Source organism: Streptomyces sp. NPDC048254 (assembly GCF_043201895.1).
GTDB lineage: Bacteria > Actinomycetota > Actinomycetes > Streptomycetales > Streptomycetaceae > Streptomyces.
In genome coordinates this window covers 437656-461928 of record NZ_JBICZJ010000003.1, presented here as the reverse complement: position 1 = coordinate 461928, position 24273 = coordinate 437656, and the positions used below count along the sequence as shown (strand labels likewise).

The following is a 24273-nucleotide window of genomic DNA, read 5'->3' as shown; positions in this document are numbered from 1 at the left end:
GCTACTTCGTGAGCTGGGACAGCTCCTTTTCGGCGGTCTGGGAGACTCGGCGCCGGACCCCGAACCAGCCCGCCACCAGCAGTGCGGCGATGACCGGGATGAGGAGGAGCGTCTTGCGGCCCACCTCCGGGTCCTTCCCCATCATGCCGAGGCAGACCAGCAGGAAGGCGATCGTCGCGATCTCGGTGACCGGGCTGAAGCGGAGGCGGAACGAGGGGCGGTCGACCAGGCCCGCCTTCGCACGGCGGACGAAGATCAGGTGACAGAGCATGATGATCACCCAGGTGCTGATGATGCCGAGGGAGGCGACGTTCAGCACGATCTCGAAGGCCTGGCTGGGCATCAGGTAGTTCAGTCCGACGCCGAGCACGCAGACCGCGCAGGTCAGCAGGATGCCGCCGTAGGGGACCTGGCTGCGGTTCATGCGGGCCGTGAACTTCGGGGCCGAGCCGGCCACCGCCATGGAGCGGAGGATGCGGCCCGTGGAGTAGAGACCGGAGTTGAGGGAGGACATCGCCGCGGTCAGGACCACCAGGTTCATGACGTCACCGGCGCCCGAGACGCCGATCTTGGAGAGGACCGTCACGAAGGGACTCTGGTCGGCCGAGTACACCGAGCCGGGCAGGAGCAGGGCGAGCAGGACGACGGAGCCGACGTAGAAGATGCCGACCCGCCACATGATCGAGTTCACCGCGCGCGGGACGACCTTCTCCGGCTCGGCGGTCTCGCCCGCCGCCACGCCGACCAGCTCCAGGGCCGCGTACGCGAAGATCACGCCCTGCATGACCAGGACGACCGGCATCAGGCCGTGCGGGAAGACACCGCCGTGGTCGCTGATGACGCTCAGGCCCGGGGTCCGGCCGTCGACCTTGTGCTGGGTGGCCAGCAGGAAGATGCCGGTCAGCATGAAGCCGACCAGGGTCGCGACCTTGATGATCGCGAACCAGAACTCCATCTCGCCGAAGATCTTCACCGAGATGAGGTTCACCGCCAGGACCACGGCCAGGGCGATCAGCGCGAGCGTCCACTGCGGGATGCTGGTGAACATGCTCCAGTAGTGCGTGTAGAGCGCGATCGCGGTGATGTCGGCGATGCCGGTCGTCGACCAGTTCAGGAAGTACATCCAGCCGGCGACGTACGCGCCCTTCTCGCCGAGGAACTCACGCGCGTACGACACGAAGGATCCGGACGACGGGCGGTACAGGACCAGCTCGCCGAGGGCGCGGACGACGAAGAAGGCGAAGATTCCGCAGACCAGGTAGGCGAGGGCGAGCGCCGGGCCCGCGTTGTGGAGGCGTCCGCCGGCGCCGAGGAAGAGGCCGGTACCGATCGCGCCGCCGATGGCGATCATGTTGACGTGCCGGGCCTTGAGGTCCTTGCTGTAGCCGGCGTCGCCCGCGTCCGCGGGCGTCTGGGCCGCGTCGGTCCGGGTGGCGACGGCCTGTGCCGTGTCCACGGCGTTCTTGCTCACAGGTGGTTCCACTCTCTGGTGCGCCCGAGCGGGTCGCGCTCGGGTGTCCGGACGTACTCGGTCGGCGCGCTCGGTGGTGGGCACAGACCAAGGGGCCACCTTCCCCCGGTCACCTGGGCGTATGCGATGGCACAGATCACAGAGCGGCACTTCTCACAAGGTCACGATCTCGTCGTGAAGATGAACATCAGTCGAACAAACCTCAGTCACTGCCCGGTGTCACAGTGTCGGTGTGACAGCGATACTGCTGCACATGACGACCGACACCGACGGCGGCTCCGGGGACCCGGCGCTCACGATCGACGAGCTGGCCGCGCGGGCCGGCACCACGGTCCGCACGGTCCGCTTCTACGGCACCAAGGGGCTGCTGCCGCCGCCGGTGATCGGCCCGCGCCGGGTGGGCCACTACGGGCGCGAGCACCTGGCGCGGCTGGCACTGATCGAGGAGTTGCAGCACCAGGGCATGACGCTGGCGGCGATCGAGCGCTACCTGCGGCGGCTGCCGCCCGGCCTGAGCCACCACGACCTGGCCATCCACCGGGCCGTGGTGGCCTCCTGGGCCCCGGACACCGAGGAGACGGTGACCGCCGGGGAGCTGCGGCGACGGGCCGGGCGGCCGCTGGACGAGGAGGACGTCGAACGGCTCGTCGCCATGGACGTCGTACGGCCCGACGGGGACGGTTACCGCATCGACCCCGGCCTGCTCCGGCTCGCCGTACAGCTGCTGGACGTACCACTGTCCGAGAAGTCGATCCTGGCCGCGCGCACGGTCCTCACCGAGCATGCTCGGGCGGCGGCGCGGGAGCTGTCCCTGCTGTTCCGGGCCGAGGTGGCGGAGCGGACCGAGGCGGACGTGAAGTCCCTGTCCGCGCACATGCAGCCGCTGGTGGTCCAGGCGCTGCTGACCGCCTTCCAGCGGTCGCTCAGCGCGGAGGTGCACCAGTGGCTCGACGGCTCCTGAGGAGGATCCGCTCCGCGCACCCGGCTCGGCGCCGGCTCAGCGGCCGTCCGTGAAGGTCTCCCCCTTCTCCGCCTTCTCGACCAGCAGGGCCGGCGGGGTGAAGCGGTCGCCGTAGGTCTCGGCGAGTTCGCGCGCGCGGGCCACGAAGCCGGGCAGGCCCCCCTCGTAGCCGTTGATGTACTGGAGGACACCGCCGGTCCAGCCCGGGAAGCCGATGCCGAAGAGCGATCCGATGTTGGCGTCGGCGACCGAGGTCAGGACGCCCTCCTCCAGGAGGCGGACGGTGTCCAGGGCCTCGGCGAAGAGCATCCGCTCCTGCATGTCCCGGAACGGGATCTCGTGGCCCGGCTTGGTGAAGTGCTCGCGCAGGCCCGGCCAGAGCCCGGCACGCTTGCCGTCCTCGGCGTAGTCGTAGAAACCGGCGCCGCCGCTGCGGCCGGGGCGGCCGAACTCGTCGACCATGCGGTCGATGACCGCCTCGGCCGGGTGCGCGGTCCAGGTGCCGCCGGCCTCCTCGACGGCCAGCTTCGACTCGCGGCGGATCTTCTGCGGCAGGGTGAGGGTCAGCTCGTCCATCAGGGAGAGCACCTTGGCCGGGTAGCCGGCCTGGGCCGCGGCCTGCTCGACGGAGGCGGGCTCGATGCCCTCGCCGACCATGGCGACGCCCTCGTTGATGAAGTGGCCGATCACCCGGGAGGTGAAGAAGCCGCGCGAGTCGTTGACGACGATCGGCGTCTTGTTGATCTGCCGGACCAGGTCGAAGGCGCGGGCGAGGGCCTCGTCGCCGGTGCGCTCGCCCTTGATGATCTCGACGAGCGGCATCTTGTCGACGGGCGAGAAGAAGTGCAGCCCGATGAAGTCGGCCTGACGCTCGACGCCTTCGGCGAGGGCGGTGATGGGCAGGGTGGAGGTGTTGGAGCACAGCAGCGCGTCGGACGCGACGACGGACTCGATCTCCTGGAACACCTTGTGCTTGAGCGCGGTGTCCTCGAAGACGGCCTCGATGACCGCGTCACAGCCGGCGAGGTCCTGCGGGTCCGCGGTGGGCGTGATCCGGGCGAGCAGCGCGTCCGCCTTCTCCTGGCTGGTACGGCCCTTGGCGACGGCCTTGGCGCACAGCTTCTCGGAGTAGGCCTTGCCCTTCTGGGCGGCCTCGGCCGAGACGTCCTTGAGGACGACGTCGATGCCCGCGCGGGCGCACGAGTAGGCGATGCCGGCGCCCATCATGCCCGCGCCGAGGACGGCGACCTTGGTGACCTTGCGGGGCTCGATGCCCTTCGGCCGGTTGGCGCCGGAGTTGACGGCCTGGAGGTCGAAGAAGAACGCCTGGATCATGTTCTTCGAGATCTGCCCGGCGGCCAGCTCCACGAAGTAGCGGGCCTCGATGACCTGGGCGTTGTCGAAGTCGACCTGGCTGCCCTCGACGGCGGCGGCGAGGATGCGGCGCGGCGCCGGGTACGGGGCGTTGTTGGTCTGCTTGCGCAGGCTCGCCGGGAAGGCGGGCAGGTTGGCCGCGAACTTCGGGTTGGCGGGCGTGCCGCCGGGGATCCGGTAGCCCGGGGTGTCCCAGGGCTGCCGGGACTCGGGGTTGGCGTCGATGAAGGCGCGGGCCTTGGCCAGCAGCTCCTCCGGCGTCTCGGCCACCTCGTGGACCAGGCCGTTCTCCTGGGCCCTGCGGGCGTTGTACTGGGTGCCCTGGAGGAGGACCTTCAGCAGCGCGTCGGCGATGCCGAGCAGGCGCACCGTACGGACGACTCCGCCGCCGCCCGGGAGCAGGCCGAGGGTGACCTCGGGGCAGCCGATCTTGGTGCCGGGGGTGTCGAGGGCGACGCGGTGGTGGCAGGCCAGGGCGAGTTCGAAACCGCCGCCCAGGGCCGCGCCGTTGATCGCGGCGACGACGGGCTTGCCGAGGGTCTCGATGCGGCGCAGGCTGCGCTTGATGGCGAGGCCGCCGTCGAAGAGGTCCTGGGCGGTCTCGGGGGTGACCCGGATGAGGTCGCGCAGGTCGCCGCCGGCGAAGAAGGTCTTCTTGGCGGAGGTGAAGACGATGCCCCGGATCGAGTCCTGCTCGGCTTCCAGGCGGTCGGCGACCGCGGCGAGGGACTCGACGAACGCCGCGTTCATGGTGTTGGCGGACTGGTTGGGGTCGTCCAGGACGAGGGTGACGACGCCGGTGTCGTCCTGTTCCCAGCGGATGGTGGTGCTCTCGGTCATGTGAGGGTCTCCGTGAGGTCTCTTGGTTCCGCCGGGGTTTTCAGACGCGCTCGACGATCGTGGCGATGCCCATGCCGCCGCCCACGCACAGGGTGGCAAGGCCGTAGCGCTTGTCCTGGCGCTCCAGTTCGTCCACCAGGGAGCCGAGGATCATCGCGCCGGTGGCGCCGAGCGGGTGGCCCAGCGCGATCGCGCCGCCGTTGACGTTGACCTTGTCCAGGGACAGGCCCATGTCCTTGACGAAGCGCAGCACGACCGCCGCGAACGCCTCGTTGATCTCCACCAGGTCGATGTCGTCGATGGTGAGGCCGGCCTTGGCGAGGGCCTTGCGGGTGGCGGGAGCGGGGCCGGTGAGCATGATGGTCGGCTCGGAGCCGGAGACGGCGGCCGCGATGATCCGTGCGCGCGGGGTGAGGCCGTAGCGCTCGCCGATCTCCTTCGAGCCGATGGCGACCAGGGAGGCGCCGTCGACGATGCCGGAGGAGTTGCCCGCGTGGTGGACGTGGTCGATCTGCTCCACCCAGTGGTACTTCTGCAGGGCGACCGCGTCGAAGCCGCCCAGCTCGCCGATGTCGGCGAAGGAGGGCTTGAGCTTCGCGAGGGAGTCGGCGGTGGTGCCGGGGCGCAAGTGCTCGTCGTGGTCGAGGACGACCAGGCCCGCGCGGTCCTTCACGGGGACCACGGAACGCTCGAAACGGCCCTCCTTCACGGCCGTCGCCGCCCGCTCCTGGGAGAGCGCCGCGTACTCGTCGACGTCCCGCCGGGAGAAGCCCTCGATGGTGGCGATCAGGTCGGCGCCGATGCCCTGCGGCACGAAGTTGGTGGCCAGGTTGGTCATCGGGTCGTTGAACCAGGCACCGCCGTCGGAGGCCATCGGCACCCGGGACATGGACTCGACGCCGCCCGCGAGGACGAGGTCCTCGAAGCCCGAACGGACCTTGGCGGCAGCCATGTTCACGGCTTCCAGGCCCGACGCACAGAAGCGGTTCTCCTGCACGCCGGCCACCGTGTCGGGCAGTCCGGCGGCGATCGCGGCGATCCGCGCGATGTCGGAGCCCTGGTCGCCGACCGGGCCGACGACACCGAGCACGATGTCGTCGATCGCGGCCGGGTCCAGGCCCGGGAAACGGCCCTGGATCTCGTGGATGAGACCCACGACCAGGTCGATGGGCTTCGTGCCGTGCAAGGCGCCGTTCGCCTTGCCGCGGCCGCGCGGGGTGCGGATCGCGTCGTACACGTACGCTTCGGTGCTCACTGACAAGCCTTTCGACGAGGGTTCGGGGGCGATGGGGGGTCAGAGCCAGTTCTTGACGGTCTCGACCAGGCGGGCCGGGTCCGGGCCGACCGGGGTGATGTCGAGGGTGGTCACGCCCGCCTCGCGGAAGGCGGCGATGCGGTCACGGACGTACCCCTCGGGGCCGCACAGGGATATCAGCTCGCAGAACTCGTCCGGTACGGCGGCAGCGGCGTCCCGGTGGCGGCCGGCGAGGTACAGCTCCTGGATGAGCCGGGCCTCCTTCTCGTAGCCGTAGGCGACGGCGAGGTCGTTGTAGAAGTTCTTGCCCGGTGCGCCCATGCCGCCGACGTACAGCGCGATCCTGGGGCGGGCCAGGTCGCGGGCGGCGGCCGCGTCCTCGCCGATGGCGAGCAGGCCGCCGGCGACGATCCGGAGGGGCCCGAGGGCCGGGTCGCGGCGGGCGGCGCCCTCCGCCAGCGGCGTCCCCCAGACGTCCCGTGCCCGCTCGGGGATGAACAGGGTGGGCAGCCAGCCGTCGGCGATCTCGGCGGTCATCCGGACGTTGGCGGGGCCCAGGGAGGCCACGTAGAGCGGGACCTCGGCGCGAACCGGCCTGGTGAGGATCTTCAGGGGCTTGCCGAGGCCGCCGGGGCGGGGCATGTCGGTGATGCCGTGGTGGTCGATGGTCTCGCGGCGCAGGATCCGCCGGGTCAGCTCGATGGTCTCGCGGGTGCGGCCGAGGGGCTTGTCGTACGCCTTCCCGTGCCAGCCCTCCACCACCTGCGGGCCGGAGGCGCCGAGCCCGATGATCGCGCGGCCGCCGGAGATCGCGTCGAGGCCGGCGGCCGTCTGGGCGATGAGGGCGGGGGTGCGGGAGTAGACGTTGAGGATCGCGGAACCGATCTTCATCCGCTCGGTGCGGGCGGCCAGGTATCCCATGATGGTGGGCGAGTCGAAGCCGTAGGCCTCCGCGACCCACACCGTGTCGAGGCCCGCCGACTCCAGCGCGGCCGCCTGGTCCGCCGCCGCGCGCGGGTCGCCCGCGTAGTCGAGGAAGGTCGAGAGCTCCATCAGGTGGCGTCCTTGTCGTCGTCGAGCAGGGCGGCCACGGCCCAGTCGCGGGCCACCTCGGCGGTGTCCCCGCCCGGCCGGGCGGGGGCGGTCCGCACGCTCGTGGGGGTCGCGGAGAAGCGGGGCGCGGGGGCCGGCTGGGTGATGCCGCCGTGGTCGGTGAAGGTGCCGCGGGCCGCCAGGTGGGGGTGGTGCGGGGCCTCGCCCAGGGAGAGCACGGGGGCCACACAGGCGTCGGAGCCCTCGAAGACGGCCGTCCACTCCTCGCGGGTGCGGGCCTTGAACCGGGCGGTGACCCGCTCACGCAGCTCGCCCCAGCGGGTCCAGTCCTTGCGTGCGTCGGCCAGGTCGTCGAGGCCGCCCAGCAGCCGGAGGAACTCGGCGTAGAACTGCGGCTCCAGGGCGCCGACCGCCATGTGTCCGCCGTCGGCGGTCTCGTAGGTGCCGTAGTACGGGCAGCCGCCGTCCAGCAGGTTGGCGGCACGCCGGTCCTGCCAGCCGCCGGCGGCCACCATGCCGTGGATCATCGCGGCGAGGTGTGCGGTGCCGTCCACGATGGCCGCGTCCACGACCTGGCCGGTGCCGGTCGCGCGCGCGTGGTGCAGCGCGGCCAGGACGCCGACGACGAGGTAGAGGGAGCCGCCCGCGTAGTCGCCGAGCAGGTTGGCGGGGACGGCCGGGGGTTCGTCGGGGCGGCCGATCATGCCGAGGGTGCCGGTGACGGCGATGTAGGCGATGTCGTGGCCCGCGCGGTGGGCCAGCGGCCCCTCCTGGCCCCAGCCGGTCATCCGGCCGTAGACCAGGGCGGGGTTGCGGGCGTGGCAGTCCTCGGGGCCGACGCCGAGGCGCTCGGCGACACCGGGGCGGTAGCCCTCGACGAGGATGTCGGCGCGCTCGGCCAGGTCGAGGACGCGGGCCGGGCCGTCCGGGGCCTTCAGGTCGACGAGCACCGAGCGCTTGTTGCGGTTGGTGACGTCGTACGCCGGGTCGATCGCGAGTCCCTGGCCGCCGGGCCGGTCGACGCGGACCACGTCGGCACCCAGGTCGGCCAGGAGCATGGCGGCGAACGGGCCCGGTCCGATGCCGGCCAGCTCGACCACGCGCACGCCGGAGAGCGGGCCGTGTCCTGGCGTCCCTGCCGTGGCCATGCCGCCCCCAGTCATTGACACAACTGATGTAACACCGACGATGTTAGGAACACGTTCCACCGGGCACAAGGGTGGACGAGCAAGCGCTTAGTCAAGATACCCGGTGGGGGTGCGTCCGCACTCCTCACGCTAGCCTCAGCCACCGACAACGGCGCGGGTTGCACGACCGAGAGGTGTCATGAGCAGGCTGAAGACGACGGACCGTCCCTACGACATCGTGCTCTTCGGGGCCACCGGCTTCGTCGGCGAGCTCACCGCCGACTACCTCGCCGCCCACGCGCCCCAGGGCCTGCGATGGGCGGTCGCGGCCCGGGACGAACGGAAGCTGGAGGCGCTGCGCGAGCGGCTGCCGGCCGGCACGGAGGTCGGGCTGCTGCGCGCCGACGTCGCCGACCCCGCCACGATCCGCGCTCTCGCCGAGCACGCGCGCGTGGTGGCCACGACGGTCGGTCCGTACGGCCGTCACGGCGAGGACCTGGTCGCGGCCTGCGCGGACACCGGGGCGGACTACCTGGACCTGTGCGGGGAGCCCGAGTTCGTGGACCTGACGTACGTACGGCACGACGCACGCGCGCGGGAGACGGGGGCCCGCCTGGTGCACGCCTGCGGCTTCGACTCGGTCCCGCACGACCTGGGCGCGTACTTCACGGTCCGCCAGCTGCCCGAGGGCGTGCCGCTGACCGTGGACGGCTTCGTGACCGCCGACGCGACCTTCTCCGGCGGCACCTTCGCCTCCGTCCTCGACCAGTTCGCGCGCCCCCGGCAGATGATCGCCGCCGCCCGGGACCGCGCCCGGCACGAGCCCCGGCTGATGAGCCGGCGGGCGACCGCCCCCGCCGGGCCGCCGCGGTTCGCCAAAGAGATCGGTGCCTGGGCGCTGCCGCTGCCCACCATCGACGCCCAGATCGTGCGCCGTTCGGCGAAGGCCCTGGACCGCTACGGCCCGGACTTCCGCTACCGGCACTACGCGGCCGTCAGGCACCTTCCGGTGGCGCTCGGCGGGGTCGCGGCCGTCGGCGCGGTCGCCGCGGCCGCCCAGCTGCCGCCCGCCCGGCGCTGGCTGTCGGACCGCCTCAGGCCCGGCGAGGGGCCCGACGCGGAGAAGCGGGCCCGCAGCTGGTTCTCGGTCCGCTTCGTCGGCGAGGGCGGCGGACGGCGGGTCTTCACGGAGGTCTCGGGCGGCGATCCCGGCTACGGCGAGACGGCGAAGATGTTCGCCGAGGCCGCTCTGTCCCTGGCCTTCGACGACCTGCCCGCGACGGCCGGCCAGGTCACCACGGTGCAGGCGATGGGCGACGCGCTGACCGAGCGGCTGCGCGCGGCCGGCATCGGCTTCCGGGTGGCCGCGACCCGCTAGCGGGCTCCGGCCCGGGTCAGGACTGCCAGGCCACCACGGTGCAGAGCATCCCGACGATCCAGGCGAGCCCCGCCACCACGGCGAGGACGAGCGCCGCGTTGACGGCGCGCTCGACGGGCTGGGCGGGGTCGGCGACGGGCTTGGGTGCGCGGTGTGTCGTCATGCGGGCCAGCCTGCCGCGGGGACCGGGGCGGCCACATCCGTACTCGTACTCAGTACGGGTACTCAGGCCCGGGCCTCCCGCAGTGCCCTGCGGCACAGCGCGTCCGCGCGGCGGGTGGTCTCCGGCAGGCGGTACTCCGGGGTGAGCGCCAGCGTGTGGGCACAGGCGTTGTCCAGGCTCACCCGGTGGCCGACGGAGACGAACACCGGCTTGACACCGTCCCGGGTGCGCAGCGCGCGGCCGACCTCCTCGGTGCCGGCGAGGAGCGGTGCCCGGCTGCCGCGCGGGGCGTGCGGGTCGTCGTACGCGAAGGCGAAGGGGTTCTTGGCGACGCCGATGGTGGGCAGGCCGGTGAGGACGCCGAGGTGGCTGGCGAGGCCGAAGCGGCGCGGGTGGGCGAGGCCGTAGCCGTCGCAGACGACCAGGCCCGGCGAACACGGCAGGGCCTCCAGGGCGGCCCGTACGGTGGGGATCTCACGGAAGGCGAGCAGGCCGGGCACGTACGGGAAGGAGACCCGGCCGACGGCGGTGGCCTCGGCCACGGGCTGCAGGGTCGCCGCGTCCAGCACGACGGCCGCCGCCACGACCAGGTCCCGTTCGTCGTCGTAGGCCACGTCGACCCCCGTGACGTGGCCCGCACCGGGCGCCGGCCCCGGCTCGTCGAGGACCACCCGCCCCCGCAGCTCGTCCTGCACGGCCAGGGCCGCTTCCTCGGTCGCGGGCCAGCCCGCGGGTACGCGTACGGTCGTCATGGTGGCCACGAGCGTACGGCGCGCCACGCGCGCGTGCGGCGACGGGTCGCAACAGGATCCGGCGTGCGGTCCGCCAGGACCCGGCGCAGGGCGCTGCTCGGGGCGGGTCAGCTCTTCCTGGCGTTCAGGGCGCGTTGCAGTTGTGCCTTGTTCATGTCCGAGCGGCCCTCGATGCCGCGCTGCTTGGCCTCCTCGTAGAGCTGGTCGTAGGTCGGGCCCTCGGCGCCGCTGTGCGAGCGCTTGCCGCCGCGCCTGCCGGAGGAGATGTCCTGGGTGGACGTGCGGCTGGCGGTTTTCGACTCGCCGGAGCGGGCGCGTTCCTTGTTGACGGTCCGTGCGGCGATCTCCTCGGCGCGCTGTTCGCTCTCGCCCCGGTCGAGCGCGCTCTCCTTGATGTGCTCGTACTGGCGTTCCCGCTTGGGACTGGATCCACGTGGCATGGCCACCGCTCCCTTCGTGGGTGTGCTCGCCACCGGGTACCCACGGGTCAGCGCTCCAGACGTGCCACCCGCCCCTGCTCACCGGCCGCCCAGCAGCTGAGGTCGAGGGTGCAGTCGACGGTGTCGTAGGAGCCGGTGTCGACGGTCCGCCAGGTCCGGCCGCCGTCGCTGGTCAGGTCGGTGCCGGTGGGGCCGACGGCGAGGGCGGCGGTGCGGCTGTGCGGGAGCCAGGCCGCGCCGGAGCGGTAGGCGGGCGGCCGTGTCGTCGCGGGCTGCCAGGTGCGGCCGCCGTCGCGGGTGACCGCGGCCGCCTGCGGGGAGGGCTGGTCGGGGCGGTAGTCGCCGCCGACCGCCAGGCCGTGGGTGCGGTCCCGGAAGGCGAGGGCGAAGACGCCTTTGGCCGGATCGCCGGCCGGGACGGGCGTGTCGGTGGCGGTCCAGGTCAGTCCGCGGTCGGTGGAGTGCAGCACGCGCGCGTGCGCGCCGCCGCCGGTGGCCAGCCAGGCGTCCTTCGGCCCGGAGGCGACCAGGCACTGGCCACTGGCCGCGAAGCCGGCCTCGCCGTCCAGGGCGGCCGGCATCCCGGTGCTGGGCAGCACCCGCCAGGAGCGGCCGCCGTCGCCGGTGGCCAGGATGCGGAACCTCCCGTCCACCGGGTCGCTCATGGCGAGGCCGTGGCGGTGGTCGAAGAAGGTCATGCAGTCGTAGAAGGCGGCGGGGTCGGTGTTGCGGAACGACTCGGTCCAGGTCGCCCCGCCGTCCTCGGTGCGGTAGACGCGGGACGCCTCGCCCTCGCCGATGGCCAGCACCACCGCGCGGCGCGCGTCGAACGCCTCGACGTCCCGGAACTGGAGGTCGCCGGCGCCCGGCGGAGAGACGTTCCGCCAGGTCGTCCCGCCGTCGGTGGTGCGCAGCACGGTGCCGGCCGTGCCGGCCAGCCAGGCGGTGTGGCGGTCGACGGCGGCCAGGCCGCGGAACCGCACGTCCGGTGTGCCGGTGTTCTTGAGCACCCAGTGCGGTGCCGGTGTCGCCGCGTGCGCGGAACCCGCGGTCAGCGCGGCCAGCGCCGCCGCGCACGCCACCCCCACCGTCACCGCCCGGCTCGTACGTCCCGTCCGTCCTGCCCGCCGCGTGCTCCCCAAGCGCCTCATGGCGCGGGAAGTTAGCCCACTGTCCCGGCGCCGTCCAGAGGGCCCTGCCGTCGCAAGAGCCAGGTAAGCCCCGGGTGTGAATGAGCCCGGTGACAGAGGTCACTCGCACTTCGCGTGCACGGATCGGCCGCTTCAGTCGTCTCTTCCAGTGCCAGGTCTTGTACGCCTGGAAATTCGTCCAGCCGTCACTAGGGAGCAAGGGTTTGTCCACTCTCATCGAGCAGCCCGTGGAGGCCCGCCTGGTCGCCGCGTCGCCGCGTATGCCGAGCATTCCCGCCCGTCTCTGCTACGACAGCGAGGACCCCTTCGCCGTCCGTATGACCTTCCCGGCCCCGGCCACCCTGGAGGGCGTCGACGTCTGCTGGACGTTCTCCCGCGAGCTGCTCTCGGCCGGCCTGCACGCCCCGGAGGGCAACGGGGACGTCCGGGTACGGCCGTACGGCTACGACCGGACCGTGCTGGAGTTCCACGCCCCCGAGGGCACCGCCGTCGTCCATGTGCGCACGGGCGAGATCCAGCGGTTCCTGGAGGCGACCGGTGACCTGGTGCCCACCGGTCTCGAACACCTCCGGCTGGACCTGGACCACGACCTGGCCGAGCTGATGCGGGACGCCTGCTGAGCCGCCCGGTGGCGTCGACCGGCCCCCGGACGGGGGCGCGATCAATTGCGTTGACACCCCGTTGGGGCCCTCCTAACTTGTACGACGGTTCTGTTGCCGTCGATAGGAGAAGGACGTTGCTCGTCTGAGGACTCGAGACACCGCGTCACACCCGTGAGGTGTGTCTGTGGCGTTCGGCCTCGGCGTGCGAGCCGTCCTCGGCACGGGATCCCTTCCCCGGCCCCTCGGCTGCTTGTCTCGCGGTGTCTCGACACGCGTCTGTCCCCGACACCGCAAGCAACCGCGAGGCGCCCATGTCTGCTTCCGTCACCTGTACGTCCCTGTCCTTCTCCTGGCCCGACGGCTCCCCCGTCCTCGACGGCCTCGACGTCGCCGTAGGCCCCGGCCGGACCGGTCTCGTCGGCGTCAACGGATCAGGGAAATCCACGCTTCTCAAGCTCATCGCCGGTGAACTCACTCCGTCCGACGGCACCGTGAAGGTGGCCGGCGAGGTCGGATACCTCCCGCAGAGCGTCACCCTCGACACCGCGCTGCGCGTCGACGAGACGCTCGGCATCGCCGCCCGGCGGGCCGCGCTGCACGCCATCGAGGCGGGCGACGCGTCCGAGGCGCACTTCGAGACGCTCGGCGACGACTGGGACGTGGAGGAGCGCGCCCTGGTCACGCTCGGCGAGCTCGGGCTCGGCCACATCGGACTCGACCGGACCGTCGGCGAGGTCTCCGGCGGCGAGTCGGTGCTGCTGCGGCTGGCCGCGCTGCTCCTGGACCGGCCGGACGTACTGCTGCTCGACGAGCCCACCAACAACCTCGACCTGTATGCCCGCAAGCGGCTGTACGCGGCCGTCGCGTCCTGGCCGGGCCTGCTGATCGTGGTCAGCCACGACCGTGAACTCCTCGACCTGGTAGACCAGATCGCCGACCTGCGCGCCGGGGAGGTCACCTGGTACGGCGGCAACTTCTCGGCGTACGAGGAGGCTCTCGCCGTCGAACAGGAGGCGGCGGAGCGCATGGTGCGGGTCGCCGAGGCCGATGTCCGCAAGCAGAAACGCGAACTGTCCGACGCCCAGGTCAAACTGGCCCGCCGCAAGCGGTACGGGCAGAAGATGTTCGAGCAGAAGCGCGAGCCGAAGATCGTCATGGGAGCGCGCAAACGCGCGGCCCAGGAGTCCGCGGGCAAGCACCGCATCATGCACGAGGAGCGGCTCAGCGAGGCGAAGGAGCGGCTGGACGAGGCGGTGGAGGCGGTACGGGACGACGACGAGATCCGCGTCGAACTGCCGTACACGGCCGTACCGCCGGGCCGGAACGTGCTGACGCTGGAGAATCTGGAGCTCGCGCACGGCTCGCGGGTGAAGGGGATCCTCGATCTGCGCGGGCCCGAGCGGATCGCGTTGATCGGGCGCAACGGAGCGGGCAAGACGACGCTGCTGCGCACGATCGCCGGGGAGCTGGAGCCGGTCGCGGGCGAGGCGCACGCGCATGTGCCGCTGCGTTTCCTGCCGCAGCGGCTGGACGTGCTCGACGGGGAGCTGACCGTGGCCGAGAACGTGGCCCGGTTCGCGCCGGGTGCCACCAACAACCGGATCCGGGCCCGGCTGGCCCGCTTCCTGTTCCGGGGCGCCCGCGCCGACCAGCAGGCGACCACCCTCTCCGGCGGCGAACGCTTCCGGGCGGCGCTGGCCGCGCTGCTGCTGGCCGAGCCCGCCCCGCAGCTGCTGATGCTGGACGAGCCGACGAACAACCTGGACATGGCGAGCGTGCGGCAGCTCACCACGGCCCTGGAGGCGTACCAGGGCGCCCTGATCGTGGCCAGTCACGATCTTCCCTTCCTGGAGTCGGTCGGGATCACCCGCTGGCTGCGGATGGCGGACGGGGAGCTGACGGGCACCACACCGGAGGAGGTGGCGCGTCTCAGGACGGGCACAGCCTGACGGCGGGGGTTTTGTCGACACGGACCCGCCCTGCATGATGGCGGTCCGGCGCCCCCACAATGGGCGCCGGACCGAACCGCCGACCCCGGAGACCTGTCGTGCCCAGCAAGAAGGCCCTCATCCGCCGCCCCAGCCCGCGCCTCGCCGAAGGTCTGGTGACGCACATCGAGCGGGAGAAGGTCGACGTCGAGCTCGCCCAGGAGCAATGGGAGGCGTACGCGGAGACGTTGCGCGCGCACGGCTGGGAGACCGTCGAGGTCGATCCGGAGGACGACTGCCCGGACTCGGTCTTCGTCGAGGACACGGTCGTCATGTACAAGAACGTGGCGCTGATCACCCGGCCCGGCGCCGAGTCCCGGCGCGAGGAGACCGCCGGGGTCGAGGAGGCGGTGGCCCGCCTCGGCTGCTCGGTGAACTGGATCTGGGAGCCCGGCACGCTGGAGGGCGGTGACGTCCTCAAGGTCGGCGACACCCTCTACGTCGGCCGCGGCGGGCGCACCAACGCGGCCGGGGTGCAGCAGCTGCGGGCGGTGTTCGAGCCGCTGGGCGCGCGGGTGGTCGCCGTGCCGGTGAGCAAGGTGCTCCATCTGAAGTCGGCGGTGACCGCGCTGCCCGAAGGAACGGTTCTGGGGCACATCCCGAACGTGGACCGGCCCTCGCTGTTCCCGGGCTTCCTGGCGGTGCCCGAGGAGGCCGGCGCCCATGTGGTGCTGCTGGGCGGCGGCAAGCTGCTGATGTCGGCGAGCGCCCCGAAGACGGCGGAACTGCTGACCGACCTCGGCCACGACGTGGTCACGGTGGACATCTCCGAGTTCGAGAAACTCGAGGGGTGTGTGACGTGCCTCTCGGTGCGGCTGCGGGAGCTGTACGTCTGACCGGGTGATCGAGTCATCCCTCCGGCCCTGGGACCTGCGGGTCCCGGGGCTGTTTGGCATGTCCGGATTCGCCCTGGGCACAGCACCTGATCAGCGGTGTTTACGGCGCGCTTAACCTACGGCTTCGTAACCTACGGGTTCGTAGCCTACGATCACGTAGGTTTCCGGCACCGCTCGCCGGTCCTCTCCCGTTCATTCGCTCTTGTTCGGCGTCCCCCTGGAGTTCTCGTGACGATCACTTCTCCCCATCTCGGCAGCTCGTCCGCATGGACCGACGCGCGGCTGCTGTACGCCCTGGAGGAAGTGGTCGAGCAGGAGCTGAACCGCCATCTGAAGGTCGCCAAGGACTGGATGCCACACGAGTACGTGCCGTGGTCGGACGCCCGTAACTTCCCCGGTTTCTTCGAGGACGGTCAGGCCTGGGGCAAGGAGCAGTCCAAGGTCACCGAGATCGGGCGGATCGCCCTGGTGGTGAACCTGCTCACCGAGGACAACCTGCCGAGCTACCACCACGAGATCGCCTCGCTGTTCGGCCGGGACGGCGCCTGGGGTACCTGGGTGCACCGCTGGACCGCCGAGGAGGGCCGGCACGGCATCGTGATGCGCGACTACCTGCTCGCCTCGCGCGCGGTGGACCCGGACCAGCTGGAGCAGTTCCGGATGTCGCACATGAGCGAGGGCTTCGAGTCCGACAACCGGCACTCGATGCTGCACTCGGTCGCCTACGTCGCCTTCCAGGAGCTCGCGACCCGCATCTCGCACCGCAACACCGGCCACCAGTCCGGCGACCCGGTCTGCGACCGCATGCTGGCCCGCATCGCGACCGACGAGAACCTGCACATGGTCTTCTACCGGAACCTGCTCAAGGCGGCCTTCGAGCTCGCCCCCGACCTGACCATGCAGGCGGTGCGGGACGTCGTCGTCGACTTCCGCATGCCCGGCCACGGCATCCCCGGCTTCGAGCGGGCCGCCGCCCAGATGGCCATCGGTGAGGTCTACAACCTGCGCATCCACCACGACGACGTGCTCCAGCCGGTGCTGCGCCACCTGAAGGTCCTGGAGATCGACGGCCTCGGCCCGGAGGGTCTGCAGGCGCAGGAGGAACTCGGCCTGTTCATGGGCGGACTGGACGCGGAGGCCCTGAAGTTCGACGAGAAGCTGGCCGCGCGCAAGGCACGGATGGCAGCGCGCGCCCAGGCGTGAACCCCCTCCGGAAGGGCGCACGGATTTCCCCGTGCGCCCTGTCGGTGGCTGCGGCATCATGCGCGCATGCGTGCTGACACCACCTCCGACCGGGCGGTCGGCTTCCTGCTCGACCTGATCGACTCCGGGGACGCCGACCGGGTACGCGCGTGTGTCGGGCTGCCACGGGCGGCGCCGGAGGACCGGGCCGTCCTGGACGGGGTGCCGTTCGTGGCCCGGGCGGTACTGGCCCAGCTGCTGGGGACCTTCCACGGCACGGGCGAGGAACTGGTCGCGACCGCGGGGGCCGTCGCTTAGGCGGCCGCCCGTTCCCTGCACCGGTCCGGGTAGCGCTCGGTGAACTTCACCGCCCAGACCAGCAGGACGATGGGGACGACCCAGTTGAACCAGTCGCTCTGTCCGGGCAGGCGGATGGCCAGCCAGGTGGAGAGGGCCATCAGCGCGAAGACCACGCCCCAGGCCGTGGTCAGCACCGTGTTCACGTGGGTGAAGACGGGCGAGCCCCAGTACTCGCGCGGCACCGAGTGACGGGCGTACTGCGCGGTGAAGGGATCGGAGAGCAGGGAGCCGAGCGCCACGACGGCCACCACCGCGTTGGAGATGACCTGGGCGTACGTCTCCAGCCAGATCAGCTCGTGGCGGTCCAGGGCGAGGGCCAGGACGCAGAGCACGGCGAAGAACACGATGGCGACCATGTCCAGCAGGAAGAACCGGCCCCGGAGCATGTCCTTGCCGGACAGCACGACCGCCGCGACCAGTGCCGCCAGCGCCGCGTACTCCCAGGTGCTCGGGCTCGCGACGACGCCGAAGATGATCCACGGGGCGAAGGACAGGAAGACGCTCCCGGTGCCGACGGGCTTCTCGGCCCGGGTTCTGACGGCGGGCCGCTGTTCCGTGTGTCCCATGGGAGCTCCTCCCATCGCCACCTGGCTCTCCTACCAGCGTGCCGCGCGAGCGGGCCGACCGCATGCTCTCCGCTGAACGACCAGTTCGGCCACGAGATCCGGCTCCGGCTGGCGGCAGGGCGCCGACGTAGGCGAGGCCTGGCCACCGTGGCCGCGGCGGCGGACGGCAACGGGGAGACCTGGTTCCGGGCCTGGTCCGGGCCGGCGGACCGGCTCCGCGAGGAGGCCGCCCGGAGCGCGGCCGAGAGCCGTACGATCCGGGGCAAGAGGAATGATCGTTCAAGGGGTGTCTCCATCATCGGCCGGGGGGATACCAGCCGACCGCAGGTTGGAGATCAAGTCAGCCCTCGGGGTTCCGGCCGTGTTCGTGGTGTCGGGTCGTTGTTCCGTTCGTTGTCGGCGTTCCAACTGGCCAGGAGGCGGATCGCGTCGGCTTCGGGGGTGCCGGGCCGGGGGGTGTAGACGCTGAGGACCTGGCTGGAGACGGCGTCGATGCGGAGGGTCTCGTAAGGCAGTGTGACCTCGCCGATGAGTGGGTGCCGGAAGGTCTTCGTGCCGGCTCGGGGGGTTCGTACGTCGTTGGCCGCCCAGCGCGTCCGGAATTCCGTGCTGCGGGTCGCGAGTTCGCCGATCAGTTCGGTCAGGTCGGGGTCGTCGGGGTGGCGGCCGGCCTCGATGCGCAGCATCGCCACGGTGTCGGCTGTGATCCCGTCCCACTCGGGGAACAGGTCCCGGGCCCTGGGTTCGTCGAGGAACAGGAAGCGCGCGCTGTTCGTCCGTCCGGGCAGGTCGTACACGGGTGCGAGGAGTGCGCGCCCCAGTGTGTTGACCGCGAGGATGTCGAACCGGCCGTTGAAGACCACCGCGGGTAGGTGGTCCATAGAGTCCAGTACCACCCGGATTCCGGGGGTGACCAGGTCTTTCGCTGCGCCGCGGCTACGCTTGCGGGCTGCGGGGGTCAGAGCGGCGAGCAGTCGGTCGAGGTGAGCGCGTTCGTCGTCGTCCAGACGCAGGACGCCGGCGACGGCGTCGACGACTCCGGCGGAGGGCCCGGTTGCCTGGCCGCGTTCGAGCCGCACGTAGTACTCCGGGCTGACCCCGGCGAGCAACGCGACCTCCTCCCTGCGCAGGCCTTTCACCCGGCGGCGGGAGCCCTGTGGAGGAAGGCCGGCGTCGGTGGGGGTGACCCGGGCGCGACGGGTGGTGAGGAACTCGCGGACCGCCGCCCGTGCGGCCTCCTTCTCGTCCATGGGATCAAGGGTAGGCCCGGCCCGCGTCCCGGAAGGGGTCCCTGTGAGTACCCCTTTTCGCAGTGCCTGTCGGCATGTGGTGAACCGATGTTGGCTGGATGTCGGCGGGATCGAGAGCAGCGCCCGGATGCCGTGGACGCCGGTCCTCGCCGCTTCCCTCTGATGCACCTTCCTTTGACACCCTCGACGAGAAACGAGTTCTCTGATGCAGCACGCCATGCTGGGGAGCCTGCGGGTTTCCCGGATCGGCCTGGGTGCCATGTCCATGGCCGGCACGCTCCTCTCCGGCGGCGGCCTGGACGACGCCGAATCCATCCGCGCCGTCCATCGCGCGCTCGACCTCGGCGTCACCCACATCGACACCGCCGAAAGCTACGGCCCGTACCACAGCGAGGAGATCGTCGGTCAGGCGCTGGAGGGCCGGCGCGACCAGGTCGTCCTCGCCACGAAGTTCGGCATCCTGTCCCATGCCGGGGACGGAACCGGCCTGTTCGACAGCAGTCCGGCCAACATCCGCACCGCCGTCGAGGGCTCCCTGAAGCGCCTGCGCACGGACCGGATCGACCTCTACTACCAGCACCGGGTCGACCAGAACACCCCCATCGAGGACACCATCGGCACCGTGGCCGAGCTGGTCGCCGAGGGCAAGGTCCTGCACATCGGCCTGTCCGAGGCCTCTCCGGACACGATTCGCCGCGCCCACGCCGTGCACCCGATCTCCGCACTGCAGACCGAGTACTCCCTGTGGACCCGCGACGTCGAGACCGAGCTGCTGCCCCTGCTGCGCGAGCTGGGCATCGGCCTCGTCCCCTACGCGCCACTCGGGCACGGGTTCCTGACCGGCGAGATCCGTACGCCGGAGGAGATCCCCGAGGGCGACTGGCGCAAGACCAATCCACGCTTCATCGGCGAGGCCTTCTACCAGAACCTGCAGCTCGTGGAGGAAGTGCGGAAAATCGCGGCCGAGGTCAGTGCCACCCCGGCACAGATCGCGCTGGCCTGGCTGGTGACCCAGGGCGGGGACATCGCCCCGATCCCCGGCAGCCGGCGAGTCGCTCGCGTCGAGGAGAACACCGCCGCCGACGGCGTCGTCCTGACCGCCGACCAGTTGCAGCGGCTCGACACCCTCACGCCGGCCACCGGCGCCCGGCACGACGACTTCAACGAGTCCACGATCGACCGCTGAACCCAGCATCGGCGCATGTGCCGCAACCAGCCCGGACACCGGGCCCCCACAGGATTCTCGACCGACGAGAGCCTTCGCCTCAGAGGAGAAACGCCATGTCCGCAGCCACATCGCCGACCGAGCAGAACCGTGCGATCGTCGAAGCCATGTTCGCGGCGGCGAACCGCGGTGACGTCGAGGGAGTCTTCTCCTGCCTTTCCGAGGACGTCGCGGTCATCGAGCCGGTGTTCCTGCCCTTCGGGAAGGCCTACCACGGCAAGGACGAATTCCTCGGTCTCGCCCAGGTCCTGCCGAACTACCTCGACGTCTCCAAGATCACGGTGCACTACACCATCGCCGACGGCGACCGCGTCGCGGCGTGCGTCGGCATCACGGACGTCGCGACCGGAGAACTGACCCACTTCATCGAACAGTTCACCCTCAAGGACGGCAAGATCATCGAGAACCGGGTGTTCTACCACAACGTCGGCAGCATGATCGACAAGCCCAAGGTCGGGTAGCACGTACTCGAACTCACTGGGGGGCGCCGGAGCGGCAACAGGGGTACTGGATGCCGGTGTTCATGGAGATGCGCGGGAGCTGAGAGTCAGCCCTCCGGCGGTGCCGTCCGGTGCACACTGCGTACGGCGACGACGTCGGCCGGGAGCGTCGGTGCCGGGACGTGGGCGCTGAGGTCGTCCAGACGGCGTTTCACGCTGGCGGCGATGCCGGCGCCGAGGCGCTCATCCCCGGCAGCCGTGGTTCGGCTGTTCCCCGGCGGTCGTGCTTCGGCTCATCCCCGGCGGTCATGGTTCAGCGGGAAGCGCGCCGGAGTTCCAGCCGCTCCTTCTCGGACAGGCCGCCCCAGACGCCGAAGCGTTCGTCGTTGTCGAGGGCGTACTCCAGGCAGGCCGAACGCATCTCGCACATACCGCAGATGCGCTTCGCCTCGCGCACCGAGCTGCCGGGCTCGGGGAAGAAGAAGTCCGCCCCGGTCTGCGCGCACAGCGCCTGCGCATGCCAGACCGGGACGGGCGTGCGGGGTGGGATGGTGGTGTCGAAGTGCATGGCCAGGATCGTGCCAAGCGGCGAAAAACGTTCGATCAACGCCCGCTCAACGCAGACGCGACGGACCGCACCAGCCTCGATCATGCGCGACGGCACCACACCTGCGCACGGCGGCGCGCGCAACGGAATCAAAACCCGGCGAGTGCGTCAGGTGACCCACGGTAACCGGGTTCCGGTGGGCGCGCTCCCCAGCGATTGTCAGTGGGCGGTGGAAGACTCGGCTCTGCAATGCACGGACCCTTCCGAGGAGGGCGATGATGCTCACCACCCGTTTCGTCAACGGCGCTCCCAACTGGATCGACCTCGGCACCCCCGAGATCGACGGCGCCGTCTCCTTCTACAACGGCCTCTTCGGCTGGCAGTTCCAGTCGGCGGGACCCGACGCCGGCGGTTACGGGTTCTTCCAACTGGACGGCAGGACCGTCGCCGGAGGTATGCAGACCACTCCCGAACAGGGCCCGCCGAGCTGGACCGTGTACTTCCAGAGCGGGGACGCACAGGCCACCGCCAAAACCGCGGAGCAGGCGCACGGCAGCGTCCTCGCCCAGCCGATGGACGTGATGGGCAAGGGCCGGATGGCGATCCTCGCCGACCAGGCGGGCGTGCCCTTCGGTATCTGGCAGCCCGGGCTGACCAAGGGCGTGGACATCGCGGGCGATCCGGGTTCGCTGTGCTGGGTCGAGCTGTACACCCCGGACATCGCGGCGGCCGCCGCTTTCTACCACAAGGTGCTCGGCCTGGAGACCTCCGGAGTGCCCTTCCCGGGCGGCACGTACACCTGTGTCAACCCGGCCGACGGCGACGACGACTCGATGTTCGGCGGGGTGGTCCCGCTGGCCGAGGACCCGGCCGAGGCGCAGATCGGCGCGTACTGGCTGCCGTACTTCGAGGTCGAGGACCCGGACGCGGTGGTGGAGAAGGCACAGCAGACCGGCGGCAAGGTGCGGATGCCGGCGACCACGCTGGAGGGGGTGGGCCGGATGGCCAAGCTGGCCGACCCGTACGGCGCCCGGTTCGCGGTGATCAAGGGCGAGCAGCAGAGCTGAGGCGGAGGCGCCCTAGGCGGTGACGCGTCGTACCAGTGTCGTGGGCAGGATGACGCTGGACGGCGCGCCCGTCGCCGGCTTGCCCCGGGCCAGGGAGCCCAGCAGGAGCCGCGCCATCAACCGGCCCATCTCCTCGATGTCCTGACGGACCGTCGTCAGTGACGGCTCGGTCTCCTCGGTGACGGGCAGGACGTCGTCGAAGCCGATCACGGCCACGTCCTCGGGCACCCGGCGGCCGCGCTCGCGCAGGACGCGCAGGGCGCCGAGCGCGGTGAGGTCGTTGGCCGCGAACACGGCGTCGACGTCCGGGCAGCGGTCGAGGAGTTCGCTCATGGCGCGTTCGCCGCCGGCCGGGGTGAAGTCGCTCGGCACGACCAGCCGTGGATCGGCCTTCCCCAGGACGTCCATGACGTCCCGGTAGCCCTGGAGGCGGTCGGCGGCCGACGTCTGGTCCAGAGGGCCGGTGATATGGGCGATCCGGGTCCGGTCGAGACCGGCGAGATGCCGTACGGCGTCCCGGGCGCCGCCCCGGTTGTCGCAGTCGACGTACACGGCGCTGTCGGTGCCGTCGCTCCAGCCGGGCCGTCCGCCGAACACGGTGGGGACTCCGGCGCCCTCGATCAGGCCGGGCAGCGGGTCGTCGAGGTGGAGCGAGAAGACGAGAGCGCCGTCGACATGGCCGCCGGCGAGATAGCGGGCCACGCGTGCGTGGTCGTCCCGGCCCTCGGTGAGCAGCAGCACGAGCTGGTTGTCGTGAGCGGTCAGCTCCTTGCTGATGCCCCGCAGTTGGAGGGCGAAGAAGGGGTCGGTGAAGATCCGGGTCTCGGGTTCGGCGATGACGACGGCGACCGCGTCGTGCCGTTTGGTCACCAGGCTGCGGGCCGCCTGGTTGGGGACGTAACCGAGTTCCTCGACCGCTTTCCGGACCCGCTCGACGAGCGGTTCGCGCACCCCGTCCCCGCCGTTGACCACCCGTGACACGGTGGCCCGGGACACCCCGGCCCGCGCGGCCACGGCCTCCAGTGTGGGGCGCGACACTGCCTCGGACACCTCGGCCCTCCTCTTCGGCGGCTGACGATCAGCATAGCCCCGGGCGGACGGGCCGACGGGAGCGCCCGGCGGCTCGGCGGGCCACCGGGAGTCAGCCCCAAGGCCTCGCGTCAGGAGGGCTGTTCGGGCCGTGCGCGGCTCGGCTGGACGCGTTTGGGCTCGCCCGGCATCTTCGGGTACTCGGGCGGATACGGCAGGTCGCCGAGGCCGTGTTCGTGTTCGTCGCGGCGGGCGAGTTCCAGCAGGGTGTCCAGGGAGTAGGCCTGGTCGTCCATGTCGGCGTGCACATCGCCGACTTCGGCGAAGCGGGCCGGCATCGTGACGAGGTCGAAGTCGCCCGGCTGGACCTCGTCGACCTCCTCCCAGCGCAGCGGCGCGGAGACGGGGGCGTTCGGGCGGGGCCGCAGGGAGTAGGCGGAGGCGATGGTGCGGTCCCGGGCGGTCTGGTTGTAGTCGACGAAGATGCGCTCGCCGCGCTCCTCCTTCCACCACTTGATCGTCACCTGGTCCGGCATCCGGCGTTCCAGCTCACGGCCCGCGGCGATCGCGGCACGCCGGACCTGGGTGAAGGTCCAGCGGGGTTCGATGGGCACGAAGACATGCAGCCCACGGCCGCCGGAGGTCTTGGGCCAGCCGCGCAGCCCGCCGAACTCGTCGAGGACGGCGCGCAGTTCGTGGGCGGCGCGGACGGCGTCGGCGAAGTCGGTACCGGGCTGCGGATCGAGGTCGATACGGAGTTCGTCGGGATGGTCCACGTCGGCGCGGCGCACCGGCCAGGGGTGGAAGGTGAGGGTGCCGTACTGGGCGGCCCACACCACGGCGGCCTCCTCCGTGGGGCACATCTCGTCGGCGGTGCGGCCGCTGGGGAAGGTGATGTGGGCGGTGGGGATCCAGTCGGGCATGCCCTTGGGCGCGCGCTTCTGGTAGAACCACTCGCCCTCGACGCCGTCCGGGTAGCGCTGCAGGGTGGTGGGGCGGTCGCGCAGGGCGCGCAGGATGCCGGGGGCCACGGCCGCGTAGTAGCGGGCGACGTCCAGCTTGGTGAAACCGCGCTCCGGGAAGAACACCTTGTCGGGACTGGACAGCCGTACGGTCCGGCCGGCCACCTCCAGTTCCACCGCATCGCCCATGCGGCCACCGTAGGCGCACCACCCCCACCGCGCATATCGGCTCGACACAGTCTCCCGGGCCTCGG

The 24273-nt window shown here is 71.3% G+C and carries 24 protein-coding genes; 10 read left to right on the top strand and 14 right to left on the bottom strand.

The window, feature by feature from the left end:
• Position 1: 1 nt before the first annotated feature.
• Positions 2–1471, bottom strand: a complete 1470-nt coding sequence (locus ACGFZQ_RS11770) for an amino acid permease (RefSeq protein ID WP_393840196.1) — start codon at positions 1469–1471, stop codon at positions 2–4.
• A 253-nt stretch (positions 1472–1724) separates the two neighbouring features.
• Between ACGFZQ_RS11770 and ACGFZQ_RS11765 the strand changes: the two genes are divergently transcribed.
• Positions 1725–2432, top strand: a complete 708-nt coding sequence (locus ACGFZQ_RS11765; RefSeq protein ID WP_393840376.1) for a MerR family transcriptional regulator — start codon at positions 1725–1727, stop codon at positions 2430–2432.
• A gap of 36 nt (positions 2433–2468) precedes the next feature.
• Here the strand turns inward: ACGFZQ_RS11765 and ACGFZQ_RS11760 are convergent, their stop codons facing one another.
• The 4 genes from ACGFZQ_RS11760 to ACGFZQ_RS11745 are packed head-to-tail and all read right to left on the bottom strand — an operon-like array spanning position 2469 to position 8102.
• On the bottom strand, positions 2469–4646 hold the full coding sequence (locus ACGFZQ_RS11760) for a 3-hydroxyacyl-CoA dehydrogenase NAD-binding domain-containing protein (RefSeq protein WP_393840195.1): 2178 nt from the start codon (positions 4644–4646) through the stop codon (positions 2469–2471).
• A 40-nt stretch (positions 4647–4686) separates the two neighbouring features.
• Positions 4687–5901, bottom strand: a complete 1215-nt coding sequence (locus tag ACGFZQ_RS11755; RefSeq protein WP_351743409.1) for an acetyl-CoA C-acetyltransferase — start codon at positions 5899–5901, stop codon at positions 4687–4689.
• A gap of 39 nt (positions 5902–5940) precedes the next feature.
• Positions 5941–6954 (bottom strand): LLM class F420-dependent oxidoreductase, encoded by a 1014-nt coding sequence (locus ACGFZQ_RS11750; RefSeq protein WP_393840194.1) that lies wholly within the window; start codon positions 6952–6954, stop codon positions 5941–5943.
• A complete protein-coding gene (locus ACGFZQ_RS11745) occupies positions 6954–8102 on the bottom strand; it encodes a CaiB/BaiF CoA transferase family protein (RefSeq protein WP_393840193.1) in 1149 nt (382 codons plus the stop codon). The genes ACGFZQ_RS11750 and ACGFZQ_RS11745 overlap by 1 nt, the downstream gene beginning before the upstream one ends.
• Before the next feature lie 178 nt (positions 8103–8280).
• Between ACGFZQ_RS11745 and ACGFZQ_RS11740 the strand changes: the two genes are divergently transcribed.
• Positions 8281–9459: a saccharopine dehydrogenase family protein gene (locus ACGFZQ_RS11740; protein ID WP_393840192.1), complete on the top strand. Its 1179-nt coding sequence runs from the start codon at positions 8281–8283 to the stop codon at positions 9457–9459.
• Between the two features lie 16 nt (positions 9460–9475).
• Here ACGFZQ_RS11740 and mmpA read toward each other — a convergent pair whose 3' ends face one another.
• The 4 genes from mmpA to ACGFZQ_RS11720 all read right to left on the bottom strand — a co-directional run bounded on the left by mmpA (position 9476) and on the right by ACGFZQ_RS11720 (position 11965).
• Positions 9476–9622, bottom strand: a complete 147-nt coding sequence (gene mmpA / locus ACGFZQ_RS11735) for a morphogenic membrane protein MmpA (RefSeq protein ID WP_351743420.1) — start codon at positions 9620–9622, stop codon at positions 9476–9478.
• 62 nt (positions 9623–9684) lie between these two features.
• Positions 9685–10374, bottom strand: coding sequence for an endonuclease V (locus ACGFZQ_RS11730; RefSeq protein WP_393840191.1), 690 nt, complete (start codon positions 10372–10374; stop codon positions 9685–9687).
• Positions 10375–10481: 107 nt separating this feature from the next.
• Entirely contained in the window at positions 10482–10814 is a 333-nt protein-coding gene (locus ACGFZQ_RS11725) for a plasmid stabilization protein (protein ID WP_393840190.1), read from the bottom strand.
• 47 nt (positions 10815–10861) lie between these two features.
• Positions 10862–11965 carry a WD40/YVTN/BNR-like repeat-containing protein gene (locus tag ACGFZQ_RS11720; protein WP_393840189.1) on the bottom strand — a complete coding sequence of 368 codons (1104 nt, stop codon included), beginning with the start codon at positions 11963–11965 and terminating at the stop codon, positions 10862–10864.
• Between the two features lie 203 nt (positions 11966–12168).
• On the opposite strand from ACGFZQ_RS11720, the gene ACGFZQ_RS11715 reads away from it, so the two are divergent.
• The 5 genes from ACGFZQ_RS11715 (at position 12169) to ACGFZQ_RS11695 (ending at position 16891) form a co-directional block, all read left to right on the top strand.
• Positions 12169–12585 carry an SsgA family sporulation/cell division regulator gene (locus ACGFZQ_RS11715; RefSeq protein ID WP_393840188.1) on the top strand — a complete coding sequence of 139 codons (417 nt, stop codon included), beginning with the start codon at positions 12169–12171 and terminating at the stop codon, positions 12583–12585.
• A 293-nt stretch (positions 12586–12878) separates the two neighbouring features.
• On the top strand, positions 12879–14516 hold the full coding sequence (locus ACGFZQ_RS11710) for an ABC-F family ATP-binding cassette domain-containing protein (RefSeq protein ID WP_393840187.1): 1638 nt from the start codon (positions 12879–12881) through the stop codon (positions 14514–14516).
• 98 nt (positions 14517–14614) lie between these two features.
• The gene (gene ddaH / locus ACGFZQ_RS11705; RefSeq protein ID WP_393840186.1) at positions 14615–15391 is read left to right on the top strand and encodes a dimethylargininase; all 777 of its coding nucleotides are present in this window, start codon (positions 14615–14617) and stop codon (positions 15389–15391) included.
• 228 nt (positions 15392–15619) lie between these two features.
• Positions 15620–16594: an acyl-ACP desaturase gene (locus ACGFZQ_RS11700; RefSeq protein ID WP_393840185.1), complete on the top strand. Its 975-nt coding sequence runs from the start codon at positions 15620–15622 to the stop codon at positions 16592–16594.
• 66 nt (positions 16595–16660) lie between these two features.
• On the top strand, positions 16661–16891 hold the full coding sequence (locus ACGFZQ_RS11695) for a hypothetical protein (protein WP_393840184.1): 231 nt from the start codon (positions 16661–16663) through the stop codon (positions 16889–16891).
• Here ACGFZQ_RS11695 and ACGFZQ_RS11690 read toward each other — a convergent pair.
• Positions 16888–17499, bottom strand: a complete 612-nt coding sequence (locus ACGFZQ_RS11690) for a hypothetical protein (protein WP_393840183.1) — start codon at positions 17497–17499, stop codon at positions 16888–16890. The two genes, ACGFZQ_RS11695 and ACGFZQ_RS11690, sit on opposite strands and share 4 nt — an antisense overlap.
• Before the next feature lie 335 nt (positions 17500–17834).
• Positions 17835–18749 (bottom strand): helix-turn-helix domain-containing protein, encoded by a 915-nt coding sequence (locus tag ACGFZQ_RS11685; protein WP_393840182.1) that lies wholly within the window; start codon positions 18747–18749, stop codon positions 17835–17837.
• Between the two features lie 205 nt (positions 18750–18954).
• Here ACGFZQ_RS11685 and ACGFZQ_RS11680 point away from each other — a divergent pair, with 205 nt between their 5' ends.
• Both ACGFZQ_RS11680 and ACGFZQ_RS11675 read left to right on the top strand, forming a co-directional pair.
• Positions 18955–19935: an aldo/keto reductase gene (locus ACGFZQ_RS11680; protein ID WP_393840181.1), complete on the top strand. Its 981-nt coding sequence runs from the start codon at positions 18955–18957 to the stop codon at positions 19933–19935.
• A gap of 95 nt (positions 19936–20030) precedes the next feature.
• On the top strand, positions 20031–20435 hold the full coding sequence (locus tag ACGFZQ_RS11675; RefSeq protein ID WP_351743450.1) for a nuclear transport factor 2 family protein: 405 nt from the start codon (positions 20031–20033) through the stop codon (positions 20433–20435).
• 292 nt (positions 20436–20727) lie between these two features.
• Here ACGFZQ_RS11675 and ACGFZQ_RS11670 read toward each other — a convergent pair whose 3' ends face one another.
• A complete protein-coding gene (locus ACGFZQ_RS11670) occupies positions 20728–21021 on the bottom strand; it encodes a WhiB family transcriptional regulator (RefSeq protein ID WP_351743610.1) in 294 nt (97 codons plus the stop codon).
• Positions 21022–21239: 218 nt separating this feature from the next.
• Between ACGFZQ_RS11670 and ACGFZQ_RS11665 the strand changes: the two genes are divergently transcribed.
• Positions 21240–22028, top strand: a complete 789-nt coding sequence (locus ACGFZQ_RS11665; RefSeq protein ID WP_351743613.1) for a VOC family protein — start codon at positions 21240–21242, stop codon at positions 22026–22028.
• A gap of 12 nt (positions 22029–22040) precedes the next feature.
• Here the strand turns inward: ACGFZQ_RS11665 and ACGFZQ_RS11660 are convergent, their stop codons facing one another.
• On the bottom strand, positions 22041–23078 hold the full coding sequence (locus ACGFZQ_RS11660) for a LacI family DNA-binding transcriptional regulator (protein WP_393840180.1): 1038 nt from the start codon (positions 23076–23078) through the stop codon (positions 22041–22043).
• Positions 23079–23188: 110 nt separating this feature from the next.
• The gene (gene ligD / locus ACGFZQ_RS11655) at positions 23189–24208 is read right to left on the bottom strand and encodes a non-homologous end-joining DNA ligase (protein WP_393840179.1); all 1020 of its coding nucleotides are present in this window, start codon (positions 24206–24208) and stop codon (positions 23189–23191) included.
• Positions 24209–24273 lie beyond the last annotated feature (65 nt).

What these genes read in the sequence shown, in the direction of transcription:
- ACGFZQ_RS11760 (WP_393840195.1), bottom strand. Translation starts at nt 4,646, where the DNA reads ATGACCGAGAGCACCACCATCCGCTGGGAACAGGACGACACCGGCGTC.
- ACGFZQ_RS11745 (WP_393840193.1), bottom strand. Translation starts at nt 8,102, where the DNA reads ATGGCCACGGCAGGGACGCCAGGACACGGCCCGCTCTCCGGCGTGCGC.
- ligD (WP_393840179.1), bottom strand. Translation starts at nt 24,208, where the DNA reads ATGGGCGATGCGGTGGAACTGGAGGTGGCCGGCCGGACCGTACGGCTG.
- ACGFZQ_RS11690 (WP_393840183.1), bottom strand. Translation starts at nt 17,499, where the DNA reads ATGGGACACACGGAACAGCGGCCCGCCGTCAGAACCCGGGCCGAGAAG.
- ACGFZQ_RS11720 (WP_393840189.1), bottom strand. Translation starts at nt 11,965, where the DNA reads ATGAGGCGCTTGGGGAGCACGCGGCGGGCAGGACGGACGGGACGTACG.
- ACGFZQ_RS11675 (WP_351743450.1), top strand. Translation starts at nt 20,031, where the DNA reads ATGTCCGCAGCCACATCGCCGACCGAGCAGAACCGTGCGATCGTCGAA.
- ACGFZQ_RS11665 (WP_351743613.1), top strand. Translation starts at nt 21,240, where the DNA reads ATGCTCACCACCCGTTTCGTCAACGGCGCTCCCAACTGGATCGACCTC.
- ACGFZQ_RS11740 (WP_393840192.1), top strand. Translation starts at nt 8,281, where the DNA reads ATGAGCAGGCTGAAGACGACGGACCGTCCCTACGACATCGTGCTCTTC.
- ACGFZQ_RS11765 (WP_393840376.1), top strand. Translation starts at nt 1,725, where the DNA reads ATGACGACCGACACCGACGGCGGCTCCGGGGACCCGGCGCTCACGATC.
- ACGFZQ_RS11725 (WP_393840190.1), bottom strand. Translation starts at nt 10,814, where the DNA reads ATGCCACGTGGATCCAGTCCCAAGCGGGAACGCCAGTACGAGCACATC.
- ACGFZQ_RS11695 (WP_393840184.1), top strand. Translation starts at nt 16,661, where the DNA reads ATGCGTGCTGACACCACCTCCGACCGGGCGGTCGGCTTCCTGCTCGAC.
- ACGFZQ_RS11685 (WP_393840182.1), bottom strand. Translation starts at nt 18,749, where the DNA reads ATGGACGAGAAGGAGGCCGCACGGGCGGCGGTCCGCGAGTTCCTCACC.
- ACGFZQ_RS11750 (WP_393840194.1), bottom strand. Translation starts at nt 6,954, where the DNA reads ATGGAGCTCTCGACCTTCCTCGACTACGCGGGCGACCCGCGCGCGGCG.
- ACGFZQ_RS11730 (WP_393840191.1), bottom strand. Translation starts at nt 10,374, where the DNA reads ATGACGACCGTACGCGTACCCGCGGGCTGGCCCGCGACCGAGGAAGCG.
- ACGFZQ_RS11680 (WP_393840181.1), top strand. Translation starts at nt 18,955, where the DNA reads ATGCAGCACGCCATGCTGGGGAGCCTGCGGGTTTCCCGGATCGGCCTG.
- mmpA (WP_351743420.1), bottom strand. Translation starts at nt 9,622, where the DNA reads ATGACGACACACCGCGCACCCAAGCCCGTCGCCGACCCCGCCCAGCCC.
- ACGFZQ_RS11710 (WP_393840187.1), top strand. Translation starts at nt 12,879, where the DNA reads ATGTCTGCTTCCGTCACCTGTACGTCCCTGTCCTTCTCCTGGCCCGAC.